Origin of the sequence: Thalassospira profundimaris WP0211 (assembly GCF_000300275.1) — a bacterium.
GTDB classification, from domain to species: Bacteria; Pseudomonadota; Alphaproteobacteria; order Rhodospirillales; family Thalassospiraceae; genus Thalassospira; species Thalassospira profundimaris.
This window is the reverse complement of sequence record NZ_AMRN01000001.1, coordinates 423601-441244: the sequence shown is the minus strand read 5'-3', so window position 1 is coordinate 441244 and position 17644 is coordinate 423601. Positions and strand designations below refer to the sequence as shown.

At 55.6% G+C, this 17644-nt stretch carries 15 protein-coding genes; 5 read left to right on the top strand and 10 right to left on the bottom strand.

Translation table 11 applies throughout. The features are described from left to right. Positions 1–100 precede the first annotated feature (100 nt). From TH2_RS01870 to TH2_RS01845, 6 genes are all read right to left on the bottom strand, one after another. Positions 101–1666 (bottom strand): AmpG family muropeptide MFS transporter, encoded by a 1566-nt coding sequence (locus TH2_RS01870; protein WP_008888693.1) that lies wholly within the window; start codon positions 1664–1666, stop codon positions 101–103. A 153-nt stretch (positions 1667–1819) separates the two neighbouring features. Then, on the bottom strand, positions 1820–3631 hold the full coding sequence (gene typA / locus TH2_RS01865; protein ID WP_008888692.1) for a translational GTPase TypA: 1812 nt from the start codon (positions 3629–3631) through the stop codon (positions 1820–1822). 434 nt (positions 3632–4065) lie between these two features. Beyond that, a complete protein-coding gene (locus TH2_RS01860; protein WP_008888691.1) occupies positions 4066–5055 on the bottom strand; it encodes an adenosine kinase in 990 nt (329 codons plus the stop codon). Between the two features lie 679 nt (positions 5056–5734). Beyond that, positions 5735–6700 carry a SirB1 family protein gene (locus TH2_RS01855; RefSeq protein ID WP_008888690.1) on the bottom strand — a complete coding sequence of 322 codons (966 nt, stop codon included), beginning with the start codon at positions 6698–6700 and terminating at the stop codon, positions 5735–5737. Positions 6701–6793: 93 nt separating this feature from the next. After that, positions 6794–7426 carry a BON domain-containing protein gene (locus TH2_RS01850; protein ID WP_143588679.1) on the bottom strand — a complete coding sequence of 211 codons (633 nt, stop codon included), beginning with the start codon at positions 7424–7426 and terminating at the stop codon, positions 6794–6796. 148 nt (positions 7427–7574) lie between these two features. Next, positions 7575–8438, bottom strand: a complete 864-nt coding sequence (locus tag TH2_RS01845) for an AraC family transcriptional regulator (protein WP_008888688.1) — start codon at positions 8436–8438, stop codon at positions 7575–7577. Between the two features lie 32 nt (positions 8439–8470). Here TH2_RS01845 and TH2_RS01840 point away from each other — a divergent pair, with 32 nt between their 5' ends. Then, a complete protein-coding gene (locus TH2_RS01840) occupies positions 8471–8878 on the top strand; it encodes a DUF2000 family protein (protein ID WP_008888687.1) in 408 nt (135 codons plus the stop codon). A 26-nt stretch (positions 8879–8904) separates the two neighbouring features. Here the strand turns inward: TH2_RS01840 and TH2_RS01835 are convergent, their stop codons facing one another. Further along, positions 8905–9288, bottom strand: coding sequence for a YraN family protein (locus TH2_RS01835; RefSeq protein WP_008888686.1), 384 nt, complete (start codon positions 9286–9288; stop codon positions 8905–8907). A 2-nt stretch (positions 9289–9290) separates the two neighbouring features. Continuing rightward, positions 9291–10349 (bottom strand): 16S rRNA (cytidine(1402)-2'-O)-methyltransferase, encoded by a 1059-nt coding sequence (gene rsmI, locus TH2_RS01830; RefSeq protein WP_008888685.1) that lies wholly within the window; start codon positions 10347–10349, stop codon positions 9291–9293. 68 nt (positions 10350–10417) lie between these two features. Between rsmI and TH2_RS01825 the strand changes: the two genes are divergently transcribed. Next, entirely contained in the window at positions 10418–11725 is a 1308-nt protein-coding gene (locus TH2_RS01825) for a penicillin-binding protein activator (RefSeq protein WP_008888684.1), read from the top strand. A gap of 41 nt (positions 11726–11766) precedes the next feature. Here the strand turns inward: TH2_RS01825 and nth are convergent, their stop codons facing one another. Next, positions 11767–12408: an endonuclease III gene (gene nth, locus TH2_RS01820; RefSeq protein WP_008888683.1), complete on the bottom strand. Its 642-nt coding sequence runs from the start codon at positions 12406–12408 to the stop codon at positions 11767–11769. A gap of 191 nt (positions 12409–12599) precedes the next feature. Here nth and TH2_RS01815 point away from each other — a divergent pair, with 191 nt between their 5' ends. The 3 genes from TH2_RS01815 to dnaJ all read left to right on the top strand — a co-directional run bounded on the left by TH2_RS01815 (position 12600) and on the right by dnaJ (position 16591). After that, positions 12600–13100 (top strand): DUF2244 domain-containing protein, encoded by a 501-nt coding sequence (locus tag TH2_RS01815; protein WP_008888682.1) that lies wholly within the window; start codon positions 12600–12602, stop codon positions 13098–13100. 336 nt (positions 13101–13436) lie between these two features. Further along, positions 13437–15353, top strand: coding sequence for a molecular chaperone DnaK (dnaK, locus tag TH2_RS01810; RefSeq protein WP_008888681.1), 1917 nt, complete (start codon positions 13437–13439; stop codon positions 15351–15353). Between the two features lie 104 nt (positions 15354–15457). Next, the gene (gene dnaJ, locus TH2_RS01805) at positions 15458–16591 is read left to right on the top strand and encodes a molecular chaperone DnaJ (protein ID WP_008888680.1); all 1134 of its coding nucleotides are present in this window, start codon (positions 15458–15460) and stop codon (positions 16589–16591) included. Between the two features lie 82 nt (positions 16592–16673). Here the strand turns inward: dnaJ and TH2_RS01800 are convergent, their stop codons facing one another. Then, on the bottom strand, positions 16674–17582 hold the full coding sequence (locus TH2_RS01800; protein WP_008888679.1) for a LysR family transcriptional regulator: 909 nt from the start codon (positions 17580–17582) through the stop codon (positions 16674–16676). Positions 17583–17644 lie beyond the last annotated feature (62 nt).

Genomic DNA, 17644 nt, shown 5'->3' with positions numbered 1-17644 from the left:
AACAGAAACAAGATTTTAAAAACCGGACGCCTGATTGGGCGTCCGGTTTTGTTTTGGGATAGTGGACCCGTCGGTGGGCCGGATTTGGTTTCTGATCTGATCAGGCTTCGGCAGTCTTGGGTTCTTCAGGGTCCTTTACATCGGTCAGGCGGGCCGCCAGAACAACAAGATAAAGCACCGGAATGCCGATCACGGCAGTGCCGACAAAGAACCAGCTATATCCGACCGCATCAACCACCGTGCCCGAGAAGCCGGCAAGGATTTTCGGGAACAGGGTCATGATCGAACTGAAGATTGCGTACTGCATGGCCGTGAACGAGATATTGGTCAGGCCGGACAGATAGGCGATGAAGGCTGCCGTTGCGAGACCACCCGAAAGGTTATCGGCCATGATGACAACGACAAACATCGTGGTGTCGGGGCCAAGCTGTGCCATGAAGGCAAACAGGACATTGGTGATTGCCGATAACAACGCGCCAAGAAACAGGATCCGCACCACGCCATAGCGGACCGACAGAACCCCGCCCAGGAAACTGCCGCCAATGGTCATGAACAGGCCGAATGTCTTGGAAACGGCGGCGATTTCTTCCTTGGAATAACCAAGGTCGGTGTAAAACACGTTGGCCATCACGCCCATGACGATATCGGCGATGCGATACACCCCGATCAGGGCCAGGATGACGATGGCCGCCTTGCCATAGCGGTCGATGAAGTCCTTGACCGGCGAGATGTAGGTTTCCTGAACCATGCCGGTCGGTGTCAGGCCAACCCGGGTGGTGAGCCAGGCAACAAGGATGGCAAATCCGACCGAAATGGCCAGTTTGACGGTACCGGCAATGAAGCCTGACTGCTCGCTGATCATGCCGCCATCAGTCAGGGCGGTTTTCAGCGGATTGGTGATTTCCCCGGCATAGACATTGGCAAGGATGAAGGCGATCACGGTAAGCGCGAACATCGCCAGAAACCGGACATAGTCCGATGTTTCGTGGAAATATTTGCTGTCGAGCTTTACGACCTTGGGCTCGCTGACAAGAAGGGTGGTGATCACGCCCACACACATCGCAAGCGCCATGCAGGCATAGGCCACCGTCCAGGCATGGTGTTGATAGGTACCTTCGGCCTCAAACAATCCGGCAATGGTCAGGGCCCCGGCACCAGCGACGATCATGCCGATGCGATAGCCACCGATATAGGCCGAACTCATCATCGCCTGAAGGTCAGTATCGGCGGCCTCGATGCGATAGGCGTCAATAACAATGTCCTGGGTGGCCGAGGCAAAACCAAGCGCAACCGCGGCGAAGGCCATCATGGTCAGGTTTTCTGCCGGGTCGGTCAGTCCCATCCACAGGATGGCGGCGATGATGCCGCCCTGGGCAATGATCAGCCAGCTACGCCGACGGCCCAGAATGCCGTGCAAAACCGGCAAGGGCAGCCGGTCAATCAGCGGTGCCCAGACAAACTTGAAGGAATAGCCAAGTGCCGCCCAACTGAAATAGGTGACGGTGGAACGATCCACACCCGCTTCGCGCAGCCAGATCGACAGGGTGGAGAAAATCAGAAGGATGGGAATGCCGGCCGACAGTCCCAGAAACAGCATCGTGATCACGCGCGGATGAATAAAGGCCCCAAAGGCCTCGCCCCAGCTTCGTTTTTCTGCGCTGCGCATCGATTTCCCCCAACTTGAAGCATGCTGTCATGAAGCTAGGGCAAACAGGTTAAGGAAAGCCGAAACATCGGGCTGTGTGGCGAAAACGCGAACAGCAAAAAGGCCGATCCATATGGACCGGCCTTTTTGAATTCGGCTTGGCAAGGGAAAGGCTTAGCCTTCTTTCTTGCGGCTTTCGCGCTTACGCACGTTCGGATCAAGGTGCAGCTTACGGATACGAACGCTTTTCGGGGTCACTTCGACCAGTTCATCGTCCTGAATGTAAGACAGCGCTTCTTCAAGCGACATACGACGCGGCGGGGTCAGCGTAACAGCTTCGTCCTTGCCCGACGCACGAACGTTGGTCAGCTTCTTGCCCTTGAGCACGTTGACTTCAAGGTCGTTGTCACGGTTGTGTTCACCAATGATCATGCCCTGATAGACGCGTTCGCCATGTTCGATGAACATGATGCCACGATCTTCAAGGTTAAACAGGGCATAGGCCACTGCTTCGCCCTGATCGTTGGAGATCAGCGCACCGTTACGACGGCCCGCGATAGAGCCCTTGACCGGGCCATAGGAATGGAACACGCGGTTCATAACGCCGGTGCCGCGGGTATCGGTCAGGAATTCACCGTGATACCCGATCAGGCCACGTGAAGGCGCAATAAAGATGATACGGGTCTTGCCGCCACCAGAAGAACGCATGTCGGTCATTTCAGCCTTACGCAGGCTCATTTTCTCGACCACGACGCCGGAATATTCCTCGTCAACGTCAACCTGGACTTCTTCGAACGGTTCGGACAGAACACCGTCGATTTCCTTGAACAGAACGCGCGGACGCGAGATCGACAGTTCGAACCCTTCGCGACGCATGGTTTCCACCAGAACGCCCAGCTGAAGTTCGCCACGACCGGCAACTTCAAACGCGTCCTTGTCTTCGGTTTCACCGATCTTGATCGCGATGTTACCTTCGGCTTCGCGTTCCAGACGGGCACGGATCATGCGCGAGGTAACCTTGTCGCCTTCCTGACCGGCCAGCGGCGAGTTGTTGACCGAGAAGGTCATCGCCAGGGTCGGCGGATCGATCGGCTGGCTTTCGATTGCGGTGGTAACTTCGGTGGAGCAGATGGTGTCAGCCACGGTTGCTTCGGTAAGACCGGCAATCGCGATGATGTCACCGGCAACGGCTTCTTCCTGCGGGACACGTTCCAGACCACGGAAGCCCATCAGTTTCGACAGACGGCCGGTTTCAACCGTGCCATCGCCACGAATAACCTTCACCGGCATGTTGAGTTTCGCACGACCCTGATAAACACGACCGGTCAGAATACGACCAAGGAAGTTATCGGCATGCAGCATGGTTGCCAGCATGGCAAACGGTGCTTTTTCATCAACGTCCGGTGCCGGAACGTGGCTCAGAACCAGTTCCATCAGCGGGGTCAGGTTTTCTTTCGGGCCTTCCGGGTTTTCAGCTGCCCAGCCGTCACGGCCGGATGCGTACAGAACCGGGAAGTCGAGCTGTTCTTCGGATGCTTCGAGCGACACGAACAGATCGAAAATCTCGTCGAGGACTTCCTCGGCGCGCTGGTCCGGACGGTCGATCTTGTTGATGATCACAATCGGCTTCAGACCGAGTTTAAGCGCCTTGCCCAGAACGAATTTGGTCTGCGGCATCGGGCCTTCGGCCGAGTCAACCAGCAGAACAACACCTTCAACCATGGACAGGATACGTTCGACTTCACCACCGAAATCGGCGTGGCCTGGGGTATCGACGATGTTTACGCGGGTGTCGCCCCACTGAACGGCTGTCGGTTTCGCGACGATGGTGATGCCACGTTCACGTTCCAGGTCGTTGCTGTCCATGGCGCGTTCGTCAACACGCTGGTTGTCACGATAGACACCGGACTGGCGGAACATGGAATCGACCAGCGTGGTTTTGCCGTGGTCAACGTGGGCGATGATGGCGATATTGCGCAAGCTCATGGGCGCGGACTCCAGAAATAAAAATGCCGCGCGCCGGGTCATGCCCATGCGCATCGGTCAGTAAGTAAGTGTTTCAAGGCCAGTAGATATTCAGCAACAAGCGCGATGGTTGCCGCCGGTATCACCGGTGGGAAACCCACATCAACGTATGTGCTGAATGTTTACTGGCCCGGATCGTAATCGTGCAGATATACCCGAAGGCCGCCCTGTCATAGCCAATGTTAAGGCGAAAGGCCAGCGTTGTAAGCGCCATGTCGGGTTGATTATTCTGCAATGCGGGCTGTTTGCGCCAAACTCTGGACAAAGTCAATGATTGTGTTGCGCTGCAGCGCCATGCAAACCCGGCCTTTGCGACAGAAAAAACGGGACGGCAACAAATTGTTGCCGTCCCGTGAAATCTTTCAAACATCCGCACTCTTTATATAAAAGAGCGATCAGAGTGCCTTTGCGATCAGTTCCTTGAGATCCGCATCCGGGCGCGCACCCATATGCGAAATCACCTCAGCCGCGCAGATCGCACCCAGCTGACCACAAATCTCAAGGGTGTGACCCTGGGTGTAGCCATACAGGAAGCCCGACGCGAACAGATCGCCAGCACCCGTGGTGTCGACTACTTTGGCGACCGGTTCGGCACTGATTTCATAAAGTTCGTCCTGGCTTACGATAACGGCACCCTTTTCACTGCGGGTCAGGGCAGCAACGCGGCAATGCTTGCGGACTTCGGCCAGTGCCTCTTCAAAGGTCTCGACCTCGTAAAGCGACTTGATCTCTTCCTCGTTGGCAAACAGGACGTCGATATGGTCATCGACCAGTTCGCGGAAGGATTCGCGGTGGCGATCAACGCAGAAGGAATCAGACAGGCTGATCGAAACCTGACGACCGGCATCATGGGCAACCTTGGCGGCCTTAACAAAAGCATCCTTGGCTTCGGGGCGATCCCACAGATAGCCTTCCATGTAGGTGACCTTGGCCGATTTGATCAGATCTTCGTCAATATCATCCGGGCCAAGCTCTGTGCAGGCACCCAGGAAGGTGTTCATGGTACGGTGACCATCCGGGGTGACAAAGATCAGGCAACGCGCCGTCGGGGAACCCTCGGTCGCGGCCGCAGAATCAAACGCGACACCAATCGCGCGGATGTCATGGCGGAAAACCTGGCCCAGCTGATCATCACGCACCTTGCCGATATAGGCACCCTTGCCGCCAAGGGCTGCGATGCCGGCCATCGTATTGCCAGCCGATCCGCCCGACATTTCAAGGCCCGGGCCCATCTGGTCATAAAGCGCATCGGCCCGGTCGGCATCAATCAGGGTCATGGCGTTTTTGACAAGCTCAAGACGCGCAAGGTCTTCTTCCTTGCAGTGGGCAAGGACGTCGACAATGGCGTTGCCGATCCCGACGACGTCGAATTTGGTGTCGTTCATATAGTAAATTCCTGCGGTTATGTGGGCTCAGACCCTGATTTATACGGCACAATGAAATACCGGCAAGCCACGCCGCGCGTGCGTTGGCCTCGTCATTTTCAGTGCGCCTGATACTGACTGTTGCGGAGTATAGGGAATGCGATTTTCGGTGCAAGCTTTGCAACTGTTTCGTGCCCGGTCGTTTAACCTGTCCTTAACTTCGCCAAAAAACTGCAAAAGATGTTTTTTTGGGTGTTGATCGGTGAAATTCGATCTGGATCCGGTTTGAATTTACGGGTCACGACTGCAAAAATTGATTTTGAATGCGCACTGCCAAGAACGGCTAGGCGCAAAGCCCCGGAAATCAACGGTTCGGGCTTTGTTTAGGTTTTTCGCAGGTAACAGCGCGTAAATGGCGCGAAAACCCCGCAAAAATACCGAAACAAGAAGATTTATATGATTTTGAAACGCCAATTAGCGCGGTTTTGCGACGGAGAGGTTTCAAGACAAACCGGTTTGTCTTTAGATAGACGCAAATAACAAATGCTATAATGTGATATCTAAATAACTTTATTTAATCCTAAGGACGACAAACTGCTATTTCGCAACCAAACGGGATGGTGGCACCTTGGTCAGGGACATCTCGCAAAATGCGACATTTCCGGCACGCAGCACAGGATTTTTGGGCGCTATTTCGGGGTTATTTATCGGGGAAAAGCGGGATCGGGGCATTGTCGTCTGCCGATCCGGTGTCGTCCTTGTCGGTGTAGTCCGCAACGACCTTGTTCTTTTCCGTATGTGCGGTTCCGGGGCCCGCTTCATGACGGACCCTTTCATACAATTCTTCGATCACCGCCTCGATCCGGGCGCGATGAAGCGGGTCATCGCAACGTTTGACGAACTGTTCAAACGCACCAAGCGCCATATGGTCCTGGTCAAGGCGGGCATAGAGCGCGCCAAGCTGATGCCAGAGCCCTTCATGGTCCGGCGCGATCAGCAAACTGTGTTCGACAACACGGGTTGCAAGCTCCAGCTCACCGGCGCGAAGCGCCCGTACCTTTATATTGTTTTGAAGCCGTAACAAAATATCGATGTCGGATGACGGCCGGTAATGATGGGGTGCCAGTTCGGCATCAAGGCCGCTGAATGACTTCAGCAATTCACGTAATTCTGCCGGGCCGAGACTGATCGCGCCATGGAACGGGTCGATCATCTTGCGTTTGCCATTGGCCTGCACACGCAGCAGGAAATGACCGGGAAAATCAATGCCGGTGACGGCAATGCCGCACCGCATGGCCGCGTGGATATAGAGCATGCCAAGGGCAACCGGCAGGCCACGCTTGCGCTCGATCACCTGCATCAGATCGGCATTGGCAATGTCATCATAGTTTTCCGCATCCCCTTGAAAGCCATTGCGTTCGGCAATCACGGTCTGCAAGGCGCGCACAACCTGATCAATGGTCGGTTCGGCTTCCTTGTCATCAACCGGCAGGGCCTGCTGAGCCGTGCCATCGGTGGCAAGATCGGGCTGCAAGGTCAGACCCGCCAATTCGGCACGGACCTGATCGGCGAGATCATCCAAAATCGCAATGAACGGTGCGACATCGCGTTTATGAATGCCGTTTGATTGATTCAGACGGGCAAAATGCAGGGCTGCCTCGGCCACGCTGGCGTCAGGTTTCAGGCCCTTGCCATAATCGACAAGCCATTGGCGATCCGGATCGGTCGGTGCTGTTATGTGGCTTACGGTACTGATGGCTCAGGTTCCTTGTCGGATGGCATCGTCTTTCAGACGGATATGACTGACAACCCGTTTGACATAGCTGGTGTCCCGGGCATGTGAAATCACGCGACTGCGTTCATGGTCGTCCTGGGCAATTCCCATCAGATGGACGGTGCCATTGACGGTCTCGACGCTGTAATTGATGGCGAAAACATCACCGTCAAACATCAGTGCAGTCTTGATCTTGGTGGTGATCAACAGATCACTTGCACTATCAACAAGCGTCAGGCCGTCACCGATCTCAATCTCGTTATGAACACTTTTTACTCCGCTAACCTGCCAGCTTAGGCGTACAGCTTCAAGTTGATCAGCCACGGTGGGCACCTGACCGGCCAAAAGAACTTCACCTTCAACCACTTCAATCTCGATATCGAGAAACAGTTTTTCGTCCTGTGCCAGAAACTTCTGCCAGATCTGGGCGGTGATTGCCGTATCACTGACAGCACCGTTAAAGCCGCGTTCCTGAAAGGCGGCAACACCGGCGGTTGCGCCAGCTCCGAGCACAACGGATGTAGGCGTGCATCCCGAAAGCGGCAAAATGCACATACCCGTCAGCAGAAGTGCCCTGGCAAAGCCAAGTGGTCGATTGACCATTCTTATTGGTGACATTAACGGATGTCTCGTCCAGTTCCCCCAAGTCTTACAACACCCATCATGGCCCGCGGGGGTTAAAGAGACTTAAAATACTGGGCGGTTTATCAGTAAAAATGCATTTTTCTGCGAATTCGTGCCTGAAATCGATGTCGCAGGGCGACGATCACAGGTTGTTGCTGGCGAACAATTCCGCCCAACGCCCGGGTGACACACCATAAGTCTGGCGGAAATGCCGGTTGAAATGGCTTTGATCGGCAAATCCGGTCTCGGCAGCAATTCCGGCCAGGGGTTGCCCAACCATCATCAATGCCCGCGCCTTTTGCAGGCGACGCATCATCAAATAGCGATAAGGTGTGGTTCCGAACCGCGCACGGAAATGCCGGATCAGGCGAAAACGGTCCATACCGGCAACTTGTTCAAGCTCGTCAGATTGAACCGGACGGTCAAAGTTATCTTCCAGAAAGGCGCGCACCTGATCCATGCTTTGGCTGGCCGTAAAGCGCGGGCGTTTCAGCGGCGCCTTAGCATGCAATGACAGGCGCCGGGCGATGTCGCTGACAAACTGATCGCGCAAAAGCGGATCCATGTCGCTTTCAAGTTCCCCCAAAGCCGATGCCATGATCGACCACAAAACCGGGTCCTGAATAACCGGTTCACCGACAAAGGGCAGCGGATCGGCTTCGTGATCAAGGCCCGATCGCAACAGGGCGGGTTCAAGATACAGCATGCGATATTGCAATCCGTCCTCGGTCCCAGCCCCACCGTCATGCAGCTCGTCAGGATGCAGGATGATGATATTACCCGGATTGCTGGCGCGAAATTCCCCGCGATAATTAAAGGTCTGGACACCTTTTAAGGTGATGCCCAGCGCATAGGTATCGTGGCGATGCGGGGTGAACATATTGCCATAGAACAGGGCTTCGATCCGCTCGATCCCGGGTGCAGTCGGGGCCGCAACGAAGCGTTCGCGCTTTTTGCACAAACGTTCAATACCGCGATCATCTGCCTGTTCTATTGCTTCTTTCATTACCGGATCATCCGACCGATTGGAGGAAGTGAATGTTTGATACCAAAGTCGCCCTGATTTTGCGCAATGACCTCGAAACTTGGCAATCCCTGAATGTGACGGCCTTCCTGATGAGCGGCATTGTTGCCCAAACCCCCGATATCATCGGCGAGCCCTACATCGACGCCAACCAGAATATCTATAACCCGCTGTCGCGTCAGCCCGCCATCGTTCTGGCCGCCGATGGCGATACCATTGCGAAAATCCATCAGCGCGCCTTAAACCGCGGTGTCCGGGTATCGGCCTATATCGAGGAAATGTTTGCCACTGGCCACGATGCGGCCAATCGGGATGTTTTTGCCAACGCGGATCCTGAAACGGTAAAATTTGTTGGCATTGGCATTCATGCTGATAAACGCAGTGTGGATAAGATCACCAAGGGTGCGAAAATGCATCCCTGAGGCCAACAAACTGCGGGAATGCCTGCTTACGAAACCTGCCAGGCGTTCCTGAGATGCTCGATCCTGCCCCAATTTCGAACAATCATCAGATCAAGGCGAAGGTCACCCGTGTGGCCGATCTTGCCCGCGTAGGCTTCAAGGGCACGGGCGATGCGGCTTTGTTGCCTTGGGGTAATAGCATGCAGGGCGGTTGTGCGGTCGGCACGGTTTTTGACCTCAATCGCGACCATGACATTTCCACGCTTGGCAATGATATCGATTTCACCGACCGGGCTTTTGTGGCGGATGGCCAGAATGCGATAGCCCTTCAGGCGCAACCAGAATTCACAAAGTTTTTCCGCCCGGCGTCCGGCCTTTTCCGCCCGCTTGCGGCTTGATGTGTCATCATGCACAGGACGGGATCGGGCCATGGTCAATCCGGGTCCGACTTGGCGAGTTCAAGGGCACGATTATAAAGGTCGCGCTTCTTAAGACCGGTTTCGCGGGCCAGAATATCGGCGGCATCCTTGGTGCGGTGGGTTTTGATCAGCTCGCTTAGGCGCGCGTCGATGTCTTCGGCTCTTGGTTCGTTTTCGCTGGCATCGGCCGGGCCAACAATCACCACGATCTCGCCTTTGGGGGCGCCGGCCTCATTATAATGCGCCGCCAGATCGGCAAGTGTGCCATTGCGGACTTCTTCAAACATTTTGGTTAGTTCGCGGGTCACGGCGGCTTCGCGTGTGCCGCCCAGCATCTCGGCCATATCGTTCAGGCTTGCGGCCAGTCGCTTGGGACTTTCAAGAAAGATCAGGCTGCCCGGGATCGGTGCAAAGCGCGCCAGTTCCTTTTTGCGCGCCATCGATTTGGGCGGCAGGAAGCCGGCATAAAAGAAATGATCGCTCGGCAGGCCGGACAGGATCAGGGCAACAATCGGTGACGCCGCACCCGGGGCGGCGGTGACGGTGAACCCTTCTGCCTTGCAGTCGCGTACAAGTTTGTAGCCGGGATCATTGATCAAGGGTGTTCCGGCATCGGAAATAAGGGCAAGGCCCTGCCCCTTGCCCAGACGGTCCATGATTTCGGGGCGCATTTTGGCCGCGTTATGTTCGTGATAGGCGATTCGCTTGGTTTTCACGCCATATCGCGACAGCAATTTCCCCGACGTTCTGGTGTCTTCACACAGGATAACATCGGCACGTTTGAGGATTTCAAGCGCCCTGAACGTAATATCGCCCAAATTTCCGATTGGAGTAGCGACAAGATAAAGACCAGCTGAAAGCGGCAAATGGCTTTCATCATGTTTACTTGCACCCTCGCCCGCATTACCCTGCGGACGAAACGACTTATCTGGAGGTGAGAGTGGGTTGTCCGAAACGTCATCCGTCACAGAATCGGATGCAGAAAGAGGCGCTGCCGTGTCAGGCGTTGTCAGATCGGGATCGGTTTTCGGATCTATTTCCGGCTTGGGGCCGGATTGCGCGCCGGACGGCATCTGTGGTTGTCCTCTCTTTCGGGCTGACCGCTTGTAATGCGACCACGAGTATCACGGACCTTTTCGGCATGCAACGTGATGGGGCGCCGGTTGAAAGTGCCAATCAGCCAGGCGGCAATACCGTTGATCCCAACAGTGCCCCCAATCAAGGCCTGATCCCCGATGCCAGCCCGTGGCCAAGTGATGCTGCCTTGCCCGAGGGTGAGGGCGCTGAGCTGCCGTTGCTTTATAATGACGATGCGGCTGTTTTTGAAAAGCGGGTTGCGTTGTTGTTGCCGCTGTCAGGTCAGCACGGCGAACTGGGCCGGGCGATGCGCCATGCCGCAGAACTTGCCATGTTTGACATTGCCGGTGATGACTTCATCCTGATGCCGATCGATACTGCTGGCACCTATCAGGGCGGGCAGAATGCCGCGCGCGAGGCCGTCGATGCCGGTGCCAAGATGATCCTTGGCCCGCTATTTGCCGAATCGGTAAGTGGGGCGAGCGAAGTTGCCAAATCGGCGAATGTGCCGGTAGTGGCCTTTTCCAACAATCGCCGGGTGGCGGAAAGCGGCGTTTGGGTCAATGGCCTGATCCCGGAAGACCAGATTGCCCGTGCGGCGGGCTATGCCACGACGCAAGGGCGTTACCGTTTCGCAGCCCTTCTGCCGCAAAACGATTATGGCCGCCAGATCGCAAGCGGACTTAATACCGTTGTCTCGCGCGTTGGCGGGACCCTTGGCCGGGTGGCGTTCTATCAGCCCGGTTCGGAAGATTTGCAGCAAACCATTCGGGACTTTGCCAATTATGACGCGCGGCGTGCGAACCTGCGTGCACACAAGGCACAGCTTGAAGCCGATGGCAGTGCCGGTTCCAAACGCGCGCTGCGTCGTCTTGAAGGGGTCGATACCTTTGGCGAGCTTGATTTTGATGCCCTGATCCTGCCGGCCACCGGTGGCGAGTTGCGTCAGGTTTCCTCGCTTCTGGCCTATTTCGATGTTGATCCATCGGTGGTGCAGTTTATCGGAACGTTTGGCTGGAACGATCCGGGCCTGTTTTCCGAACCGGCGCTTAAGGGCGGGATCTTTGCCGCCCCCAACCCGGAAAACTGGGAACTGTTTGCCGCCCGTTTTGAGCGCACCTTTGGCAGCCAGCCGCCGCGTATTTCAAGCCTTGCCTATGACAGCACGGCTTTGGCGGCCCTTATGGCGCGTGATGAAAACAATATGAGTCAGCAGACGCTGACCAACCCAAGTGGATTTGTCGGTGTGGACGGTATCTTCCGTCTGACCCCGGATGGTCAGTCGGAACGTGGCTATGCCATCATGCAAGTCCAGCCCGATGGTGCAAAGGTCATTGCGCCCGCCCCGGCAAGCTTCGATCAGGTTTTCTGATCACAACTTGATAAGCCCAGACCTTTTAAACGCCTGTCGGATCAAGCCCCGGCAGGCGTTTTGTCTTTGTAATTGCACAGATCATTGACGATGCAGTCGCCACAGCGCGGCTTGCGCGCCTTGCAGATATAGCGTCCATGCAGGATCAGCCAGTGATGGGCATGGGTCATGAAGCGGGCCGGAACCTTTTTCAGCAGCGCCTTTTCAACCGCCAGAACCGTTTTGCCATTGGCCATGCCGGTACGATTGCCGAGCCGGAAGATATGGGTATCAACCGCCATGGTATGCTCGCCCCAGGCAATATTGCGCACCACATTGGCGGTCTTGCGACCAACACCGGGCAGTTCTTCAAGCGCTTCCTGATCGTTGGGGACAATGCCGTCATGCTTTTCGACAAGGATTTTGGCCGCCGCCATGACGTTCTTGGCCTTGCCACGATAAAGCCCGATGGTTTTGATGTGCTCGATCAATGCTTCTTCGCCAAGATCAAGCATGTCTTGCGGGGTTGAGACGATCTGAAACAGTTTTTTGGTCGCCTTGTTCACCCCGACATCTGTCGCCTGTGCCGAGAGTGCAACCGCGACCAGAAGGGTATAGGGGTTGGTGTAATCAAGTTCCCCTTTCGGTTCCGGGTCTGCATCGGACAGACGCTGGAAAAACTCTTCGATGGCGGCTTTGTTCATCGGGCGGGCCATGGGCTGCGATCTCTTTTTATGTATCGATATTTGGGGCTGGGGGTGGCGTCGATGCGCATCCCCTGATCCGATTTACGTGTTGCAAACTATATAAACTGTGAGGGGTGAAAAATCGAATTTTGATTGCAGCTGTCCTGTGCCCCGGCGCACAATCGGATATCCAGCAACAGGTAACTTACATGCCAAACGTGCCGCGTTCAGCAAAACCGATCTTTCGGGTGGATCTGTTTCCGCCGCGATCGCTGTCGCGCCGGGCTGCCCGCAATATTGTGCTGTTCATTGCCGCACTCACCACGACCATCGGGTTTATCTTCTGGTCGGTGGGCGCATGGCCGGTGATCGGGTTTTTGGGCCTTGATGTTATCTTGCTGTCGCTGGCGTTCTATTTCAGTTTTCGTTCCGCCCGGCAGGAAGAACGGATCGAGCTTGCGCACGGCAACCTTCGGGTGACACGGATTTCGGTACGTGGCGAACGCGAGGAATTTGATTTTCAGCCTTATTGGCTGCGCGTGGTGTTGGAACGCGGCGAGGATGAACAAGCCGCGCTGTTTTTGCGCACGCATGGCAAAAGTCTGGAAATTGCGCGTTTTCTGGGCGCAGATGAAAAGGAAAATCTGGCAAACAAGCTTGAGGCCGTCTTGCGCCAAACCCGCTGTAATCCTGCCGATATTCCGATCTGAAGCCCGTGATCTGAGTGTTTTGCAACCCGGTTATGAAGCAATTCGAAAGCCGGGTTTTGTGCCTTAAAAACCGGCTTTTCTTGCCCATTGCGCCGGTTTATCGGGCCTGAAATGCGGTTGATCGGATCAAAAATGCGGTTTGAAGGCAAAAAACAGCCAAGATTCCCCACTTTGACCGCTTGCGACTTTGTGGCGACTTTCATATATAGGTTCGCGGGGTAACGAAGAACCCCCAGAAAAATTACGTGTATTACAACCATTGGTCCCAGGAGGTCCTGCGCGGCGCTTCATTTCGGAGGCTGCGGGACGGACCGGCCGCTAAAAGAGGAACTTACTATGGGTAAGATTATTGGTATCGACCTTGGCACCACCAACTCGTGCGTAGCAGTCATGGACGGCAAAGAAGGCCGTGTGATTGAAAACAGCGAAGGTGCTCGTACCACTCCGTCAATGGTCGCTTTCACCGATGATGGTGAACGCCTTGTCGGTCAGCCGGCGAAACGCCAGGCAGTCACCAACCCGGAAAACACCCTGTTTGCCATTAAACGTCTGATCGGTCGTCGTTACGGCGATCCGGAAGTCGAAAAGGACAAGGATCTCGTTCCGTACAAAATCGTATCGGGCGAAAACGGCGATGCATGGGTTGAAGTCAATGGCGAGAAAATGGCCCCGAGCCAGATCGCAGCCATGGTGCTTCAGAAAATGAAGGAAACCGCAGAAGCCCATCTGGGTGAGCCGGTAACCGAAGCCGTGATTACCGTTCCGGCATACTTCAACGACTCCCAGCGCCAGGCAACTAAAGACGCCGGCAAGATTGCGGGTCTTGAAGTCAAACGTATCATCAACGAGCCGACCGCAGCAGCACTGGCCTATGGTCTGGACAAGAAAGACGGTGGCACCGTGGTCGTTTATGACCTTGGTGGTGGTACCTTTGACGTGTCGGTTCTGGAAATCGGCGATGGCGTTTTCGAAGTTAAATCAACCAACGGTGATACCTTCCTTGGTGGTGAAGACTTCGACAAACAGATCATCGATTACCTTGCTGACGAGTTCAAAAAAGAACAGCAGATCGATCTGCGCAAAGACCGTCTGGCCCTGCAGCGTCTGAAAGAAGCTGCCGAGAAAGCCAAGATCGAGCTTTCCTCGTCGATGCAGACCGATGTCAACCTGCCGTTCATCACCGCAGACGCATCTGGTCCGAAACACCTGAATATCAAGCTGTCGCGTGCGAAGCTTGAAGGTCTGGTTGGCGATCTGATCGAACGCACCATGACCCCGTGCAAGGCAGCGCTGAAAGATGCCGGCATCACCGCTGGTGAAATTGATGACGTTATTCTGGTCGGCGGCATGACTCGTATGCCGAAGGTTCAGGAACGCGTTAAAGAGTTCTTTGGCCGTGATCCGCACAAAGGTGTGAACCCGGATGAGGTTGTTGCCCTTGGTGCCGCGATTCAGGGTGGTGTTCTGCAGGGTGACGTCAAAGACGTTCTTCTGCTTGACGTGACCCCGCTGTCGCTTGGTATCGAGACGCTTGGTGGTGTCTTCACCCGCCTGATCGACCGTAACACCACGATCCCGACCCGCAAGTCGCAGACCTTCTCGACCGCTGAAGACAATCAGACGGCCGTGACCATCCGCGTCTTCCAGGGTGAACGTGAAATGGCGGCGGACAACAAGATGCTTGGCCAGTTCGATCTGGTTGGTATCCCGCCGGCACCGCGCGGTGTTCCGCAGATTGAAGTGACCTTTGACATTGACGCCAACGGTATCGTCAACGTGTCTGCCAAAGACAAGGCGACCAACAAGGAACAGCAGATCCGTATTCAGGCATCTGGTGGTCTTTCCGATGACGAGATCGAAAACATGGTCAAGGATGCGGAAAGCAACGCCGAAGCTGATAAAAAGCGTAAGGCCCTTGTCGAAGCCCGCAACCAGGCAGAAGCCATCATCCATGCCACCGAAAAGAACCTTTCGGAACATGGTGACAAGGTTGACGACGCGACCAAGTCGGAAATCGAAAACGCCCTGTCGGCTTTGAAAGAAGCCAAGGACGGTGAAGATGCCGAAGCCATCACCACCAAGCTGAACGAACTGCAGCAGGCCTCGATGAAACTTGGCGAAGCCATGTATCAGGCCCAGCAGGAAGAAGCTGGCGCAGGTGACGCGGCGGACGCTGATGCCTCTGCACAGGCCGACGACGGTGTTGTTGACGCCGACTTCGAAGAAGTCGATGACAACAAAAAAGACAAGTAAGGCGACCGCAGAGGTCGTCTTGAACGACGCCCTGTAAAGAAAAATCGGGCCGTTCCGGACGCAAGAATTTGCTGGAACGGCCCGACCGTATTTCGGAGTTACAGATGGCGAAAGAAGATTATTACGAGCTGTTGGGTGTCAGTAAGGATGCCAGTGCAGCCGAGCTGAAAAGCGCCTATCGCAAGCAAGCGATGAAATACCACCCGGACAAAAATCCGGGCGATACCGAAGCTGAAGTCAAATTCAAACAGGTCAGCGAAGCTTACGAGGTCTTGAAGGATCAGGAAAAGCGCGCGGCCTATGACCGTTTTGGCCATGCGGCTTTTGAACAGGGCGGCCCCGGTGGTGGCGGCTTCGGCGGTGGATTTGGCGGCGGCGGTTTTGCCGACGTCTTTGACGAGATCTTTGGCGCCATGGGCGGCGGACGCCGCGGTGGCGGTGGATCGTCCCGTGGGGCGGATCTGCGCTACAACATGGCGATCACGCTTGAAGAAGCGTTCGAAGGCAAAAAGGCCGAGATCACCATTCCGGGGTCCGTATCGTGCGACAGCTGTGATGGGACCGGTGCCGAAGCCGGTTCGCAGCCGGTCAATTGCCCGACCTGTAACGGGCACGGCAAGGTCCGCGCACAGCAGGGATTCTTTACCATTGAACGCACCTGCCCGAGCTGCCATGGCAAAGGCAAGATCATCAAGAACCCGTGCAAATCCTGCCACGGTGTTGGTCGCGTCGAAAAGGAAAAGACCCTTCAGGTCACCATTCCGGCCGGTGTCGAAGATGGCACGCGCATTCGCCTGGCGGGCGAGGGCGAGGCAGGCACCAATGGTGCGCCTCCGGGTGATTTGTATATCTTCCTCGATATCGGGCATCACCGCTTCTTCCAGCGCGAAGGGGCCAACCTGTATTGCCGGATTCCGATCCCGATGGGCAAAGCCGCTCTTGGTGGCACCATCGAAGTGCCGACCATTGAAGGCACCCGCACCCGGATCAATATCCCGGCAGGTACCCAGTCCGGTCAGCAGCTTCGTCTGCGCGGCAAGGGCATGAGCATCCTGCGCTCGCAGGCGCGCGGGGACATGTTTGTCGAAGTCAGCGTCGAAACCCCGGTTAATCTGACAGACCGTCAGAAAGAGCTGCTTGAGGAATTCGACGAGATTTCGCGCGAACAGGGGTCCAGCCCGGAAAGCGAAGGGTTCTTTTCCAAGATGAAGGAAATCTGGAAAGACCTGACCGACTAAGTCTTGGTCGATACGAGCCTGCCAATCGGCTTGAGGATATCAAACCCCGCCTTGTCATTTAGGCGGGGTTTTCTTTTGCCTGTCACACAGTCCACGGATGAGCCTTGATATAGTCGATGAAGGCACGCAAGGGACTGGGAACCAATCGGCGATCCGGGTAATAAAGCTTTGGACCGGGAAATTGCAGCCACCAGTCTTGCAGGATGGGCACAAGACGTCCGTCATCAAGCCAGGGTTTCAGCCAGTCTTCAAACAGGTAAATGATCCCGGTTCCGTCAGAGGCCGCATCAATCGCAAGATCAGTTCCGCCGCCTGGCCGCACCAGAAGCGGTCCACCCGGGTTGACTTCGATAAGTTCATCGCCGCGTTCGAATTCCCATTCCATGATGGCCCCACTGGAAAACCGACCACGGATGCAAGCATGTTCAAGCAGGTCACCGGGATGTTCGGGCATCCCATGCATTTCAAGATAGGCAGGCGACGCAGCCAAAGCATAGCGTTGCGTAGCCGGGCCAATCGGAACCGCGATCATGTCAAGCTCAAGCGCCTCGTCATAGCGAATACCTGCGTCGCACCCTTCGGCGAGAACATCGACAAAGCTTTCCTCGGTTAATATTTCAACCCGGATATCGGGATATGCAGCAATAAAACCGGGCAGAATTTTAGGCAGTATCAATCGCGCGACCACAGTTGGCACATTAAGTTTCAGGTTGCCGACAGGCCGGTCGCGGAAACTGTTGACCACATCAAGGGCCAATTCCATCTCGTCAATCGCAGGTGACAGGCGTTTGAGCAATCCTTCGCCCGCTTCGGTCAGGGTGACGCTGCGTGTGCTGCGGTTAAACAGCCGGACACCCAATTGGGCCTCAAGACGCCGGATTTGTTCGGACAGGCGCGATGCACTGCCGCCGCTGAGCCGTGCACCTTCGCGAAAGCCGCGCGCACGCGCCACCGTGACAAAGGCCGTGATTGTTGCAAGATCAGGTTTCATTGTTCGATTATCCGTACAGCTTGTTCATATTGTAGCGGATTGTTGATCACTTGGACAATCGA

Coding starts and splice junctions, on each gene's coding strand:
- dnaJ (WP_008888680.1), top strand. CDS start 15,458: ATGGCGAAAGAAGATTATTACGAGCTGTTGGGTGTCAGTAAGGATGCC.
- TH2_RS01815 (WP_008888682.1), top strand. CDS start 12,600: ATGCCAAACGTGCCGCGTTCAGCAAAACCGATCTTTCGGGTGGATCTG.
- TH2_RS01840 (WP_008888687.1), top strand. CDS start 8,471: ATGTTTGATACCAAAGTCGCCCTGATTTTGCGCAATGACCTCGAAACT.
- TH2_RS01860 (WP_008888691.1), bottom strand. CDS start 5,055: ATGAACGACACCAAATTCGACGTCGTCGGGATCGGCAACGCCATTGTC.
- TH2_RS01845 (WP_008888688.1), bottom strand. CDS start 8,438: ATGAAAGAAGCAATAGAACAGGCAGATGATCGCGGTATTGAACGTTTG.
- TH2_RS01835 (WP_008888686.1), bottom strand. CDS start 9,288: ATGGCCCGATCCCGTCCTGTGCATGATGACACATCAAGCCGCAAGCGG.
- TH2_RS01800 (WP_008888679.1), bottom strand. CDS start 17,582: ATGAAACCTGATCTTGCAACAATCACGGCCTTTGTCACGGTGGCGCGT.
- typA (WP_008888692.1), bottom strand. CDS start 3,631: ATGAGCTTGCGCAATATCGCCATCATCGCCCACGTTGACCACGGCAAA.
- TH2_RS01850 (WP_143588679.1), bottom strand. CDS start 7,426: ATGTCACCAATAAGAATGGTCAATCGACCACTTGGCTTTGCCAGGGCA.
- rsmI (WP_008888685.1), bottom strand. CDS start 10,349: ATGCCGTCCGGCGCGCAATCCGGCCCCAAGCCGGAAATAGATCCGAAA.
- TH2_RS01825 (WP_008888684.1), top strand. CDS start 10,418: ATGCAACGTGATGGGGCGCCGGTTGAAAGTGCCAATCAGCCAGGCGGC.
- dnaK (WP_008888681.1), top strand. CDS start 13,437: ATGGGTAAGATTATTGGTATCGACCTTGGCACCACCAACTCGTGCGTA.
- nth (WP_008888683.1), bottom strand. CDS start 12,408: ATGAACAAAGCCGCCATCGAAGAGTTTTTCCAGCGTCTGTCCGATGCA.
- TH2_RS01870 (WP_008888693.1), bottom strand. CDS start 1,666: ATGCGCAGCGCAGAAAAACGAAGCTGGGGCGAGGCCTTTGGGGCCTTT.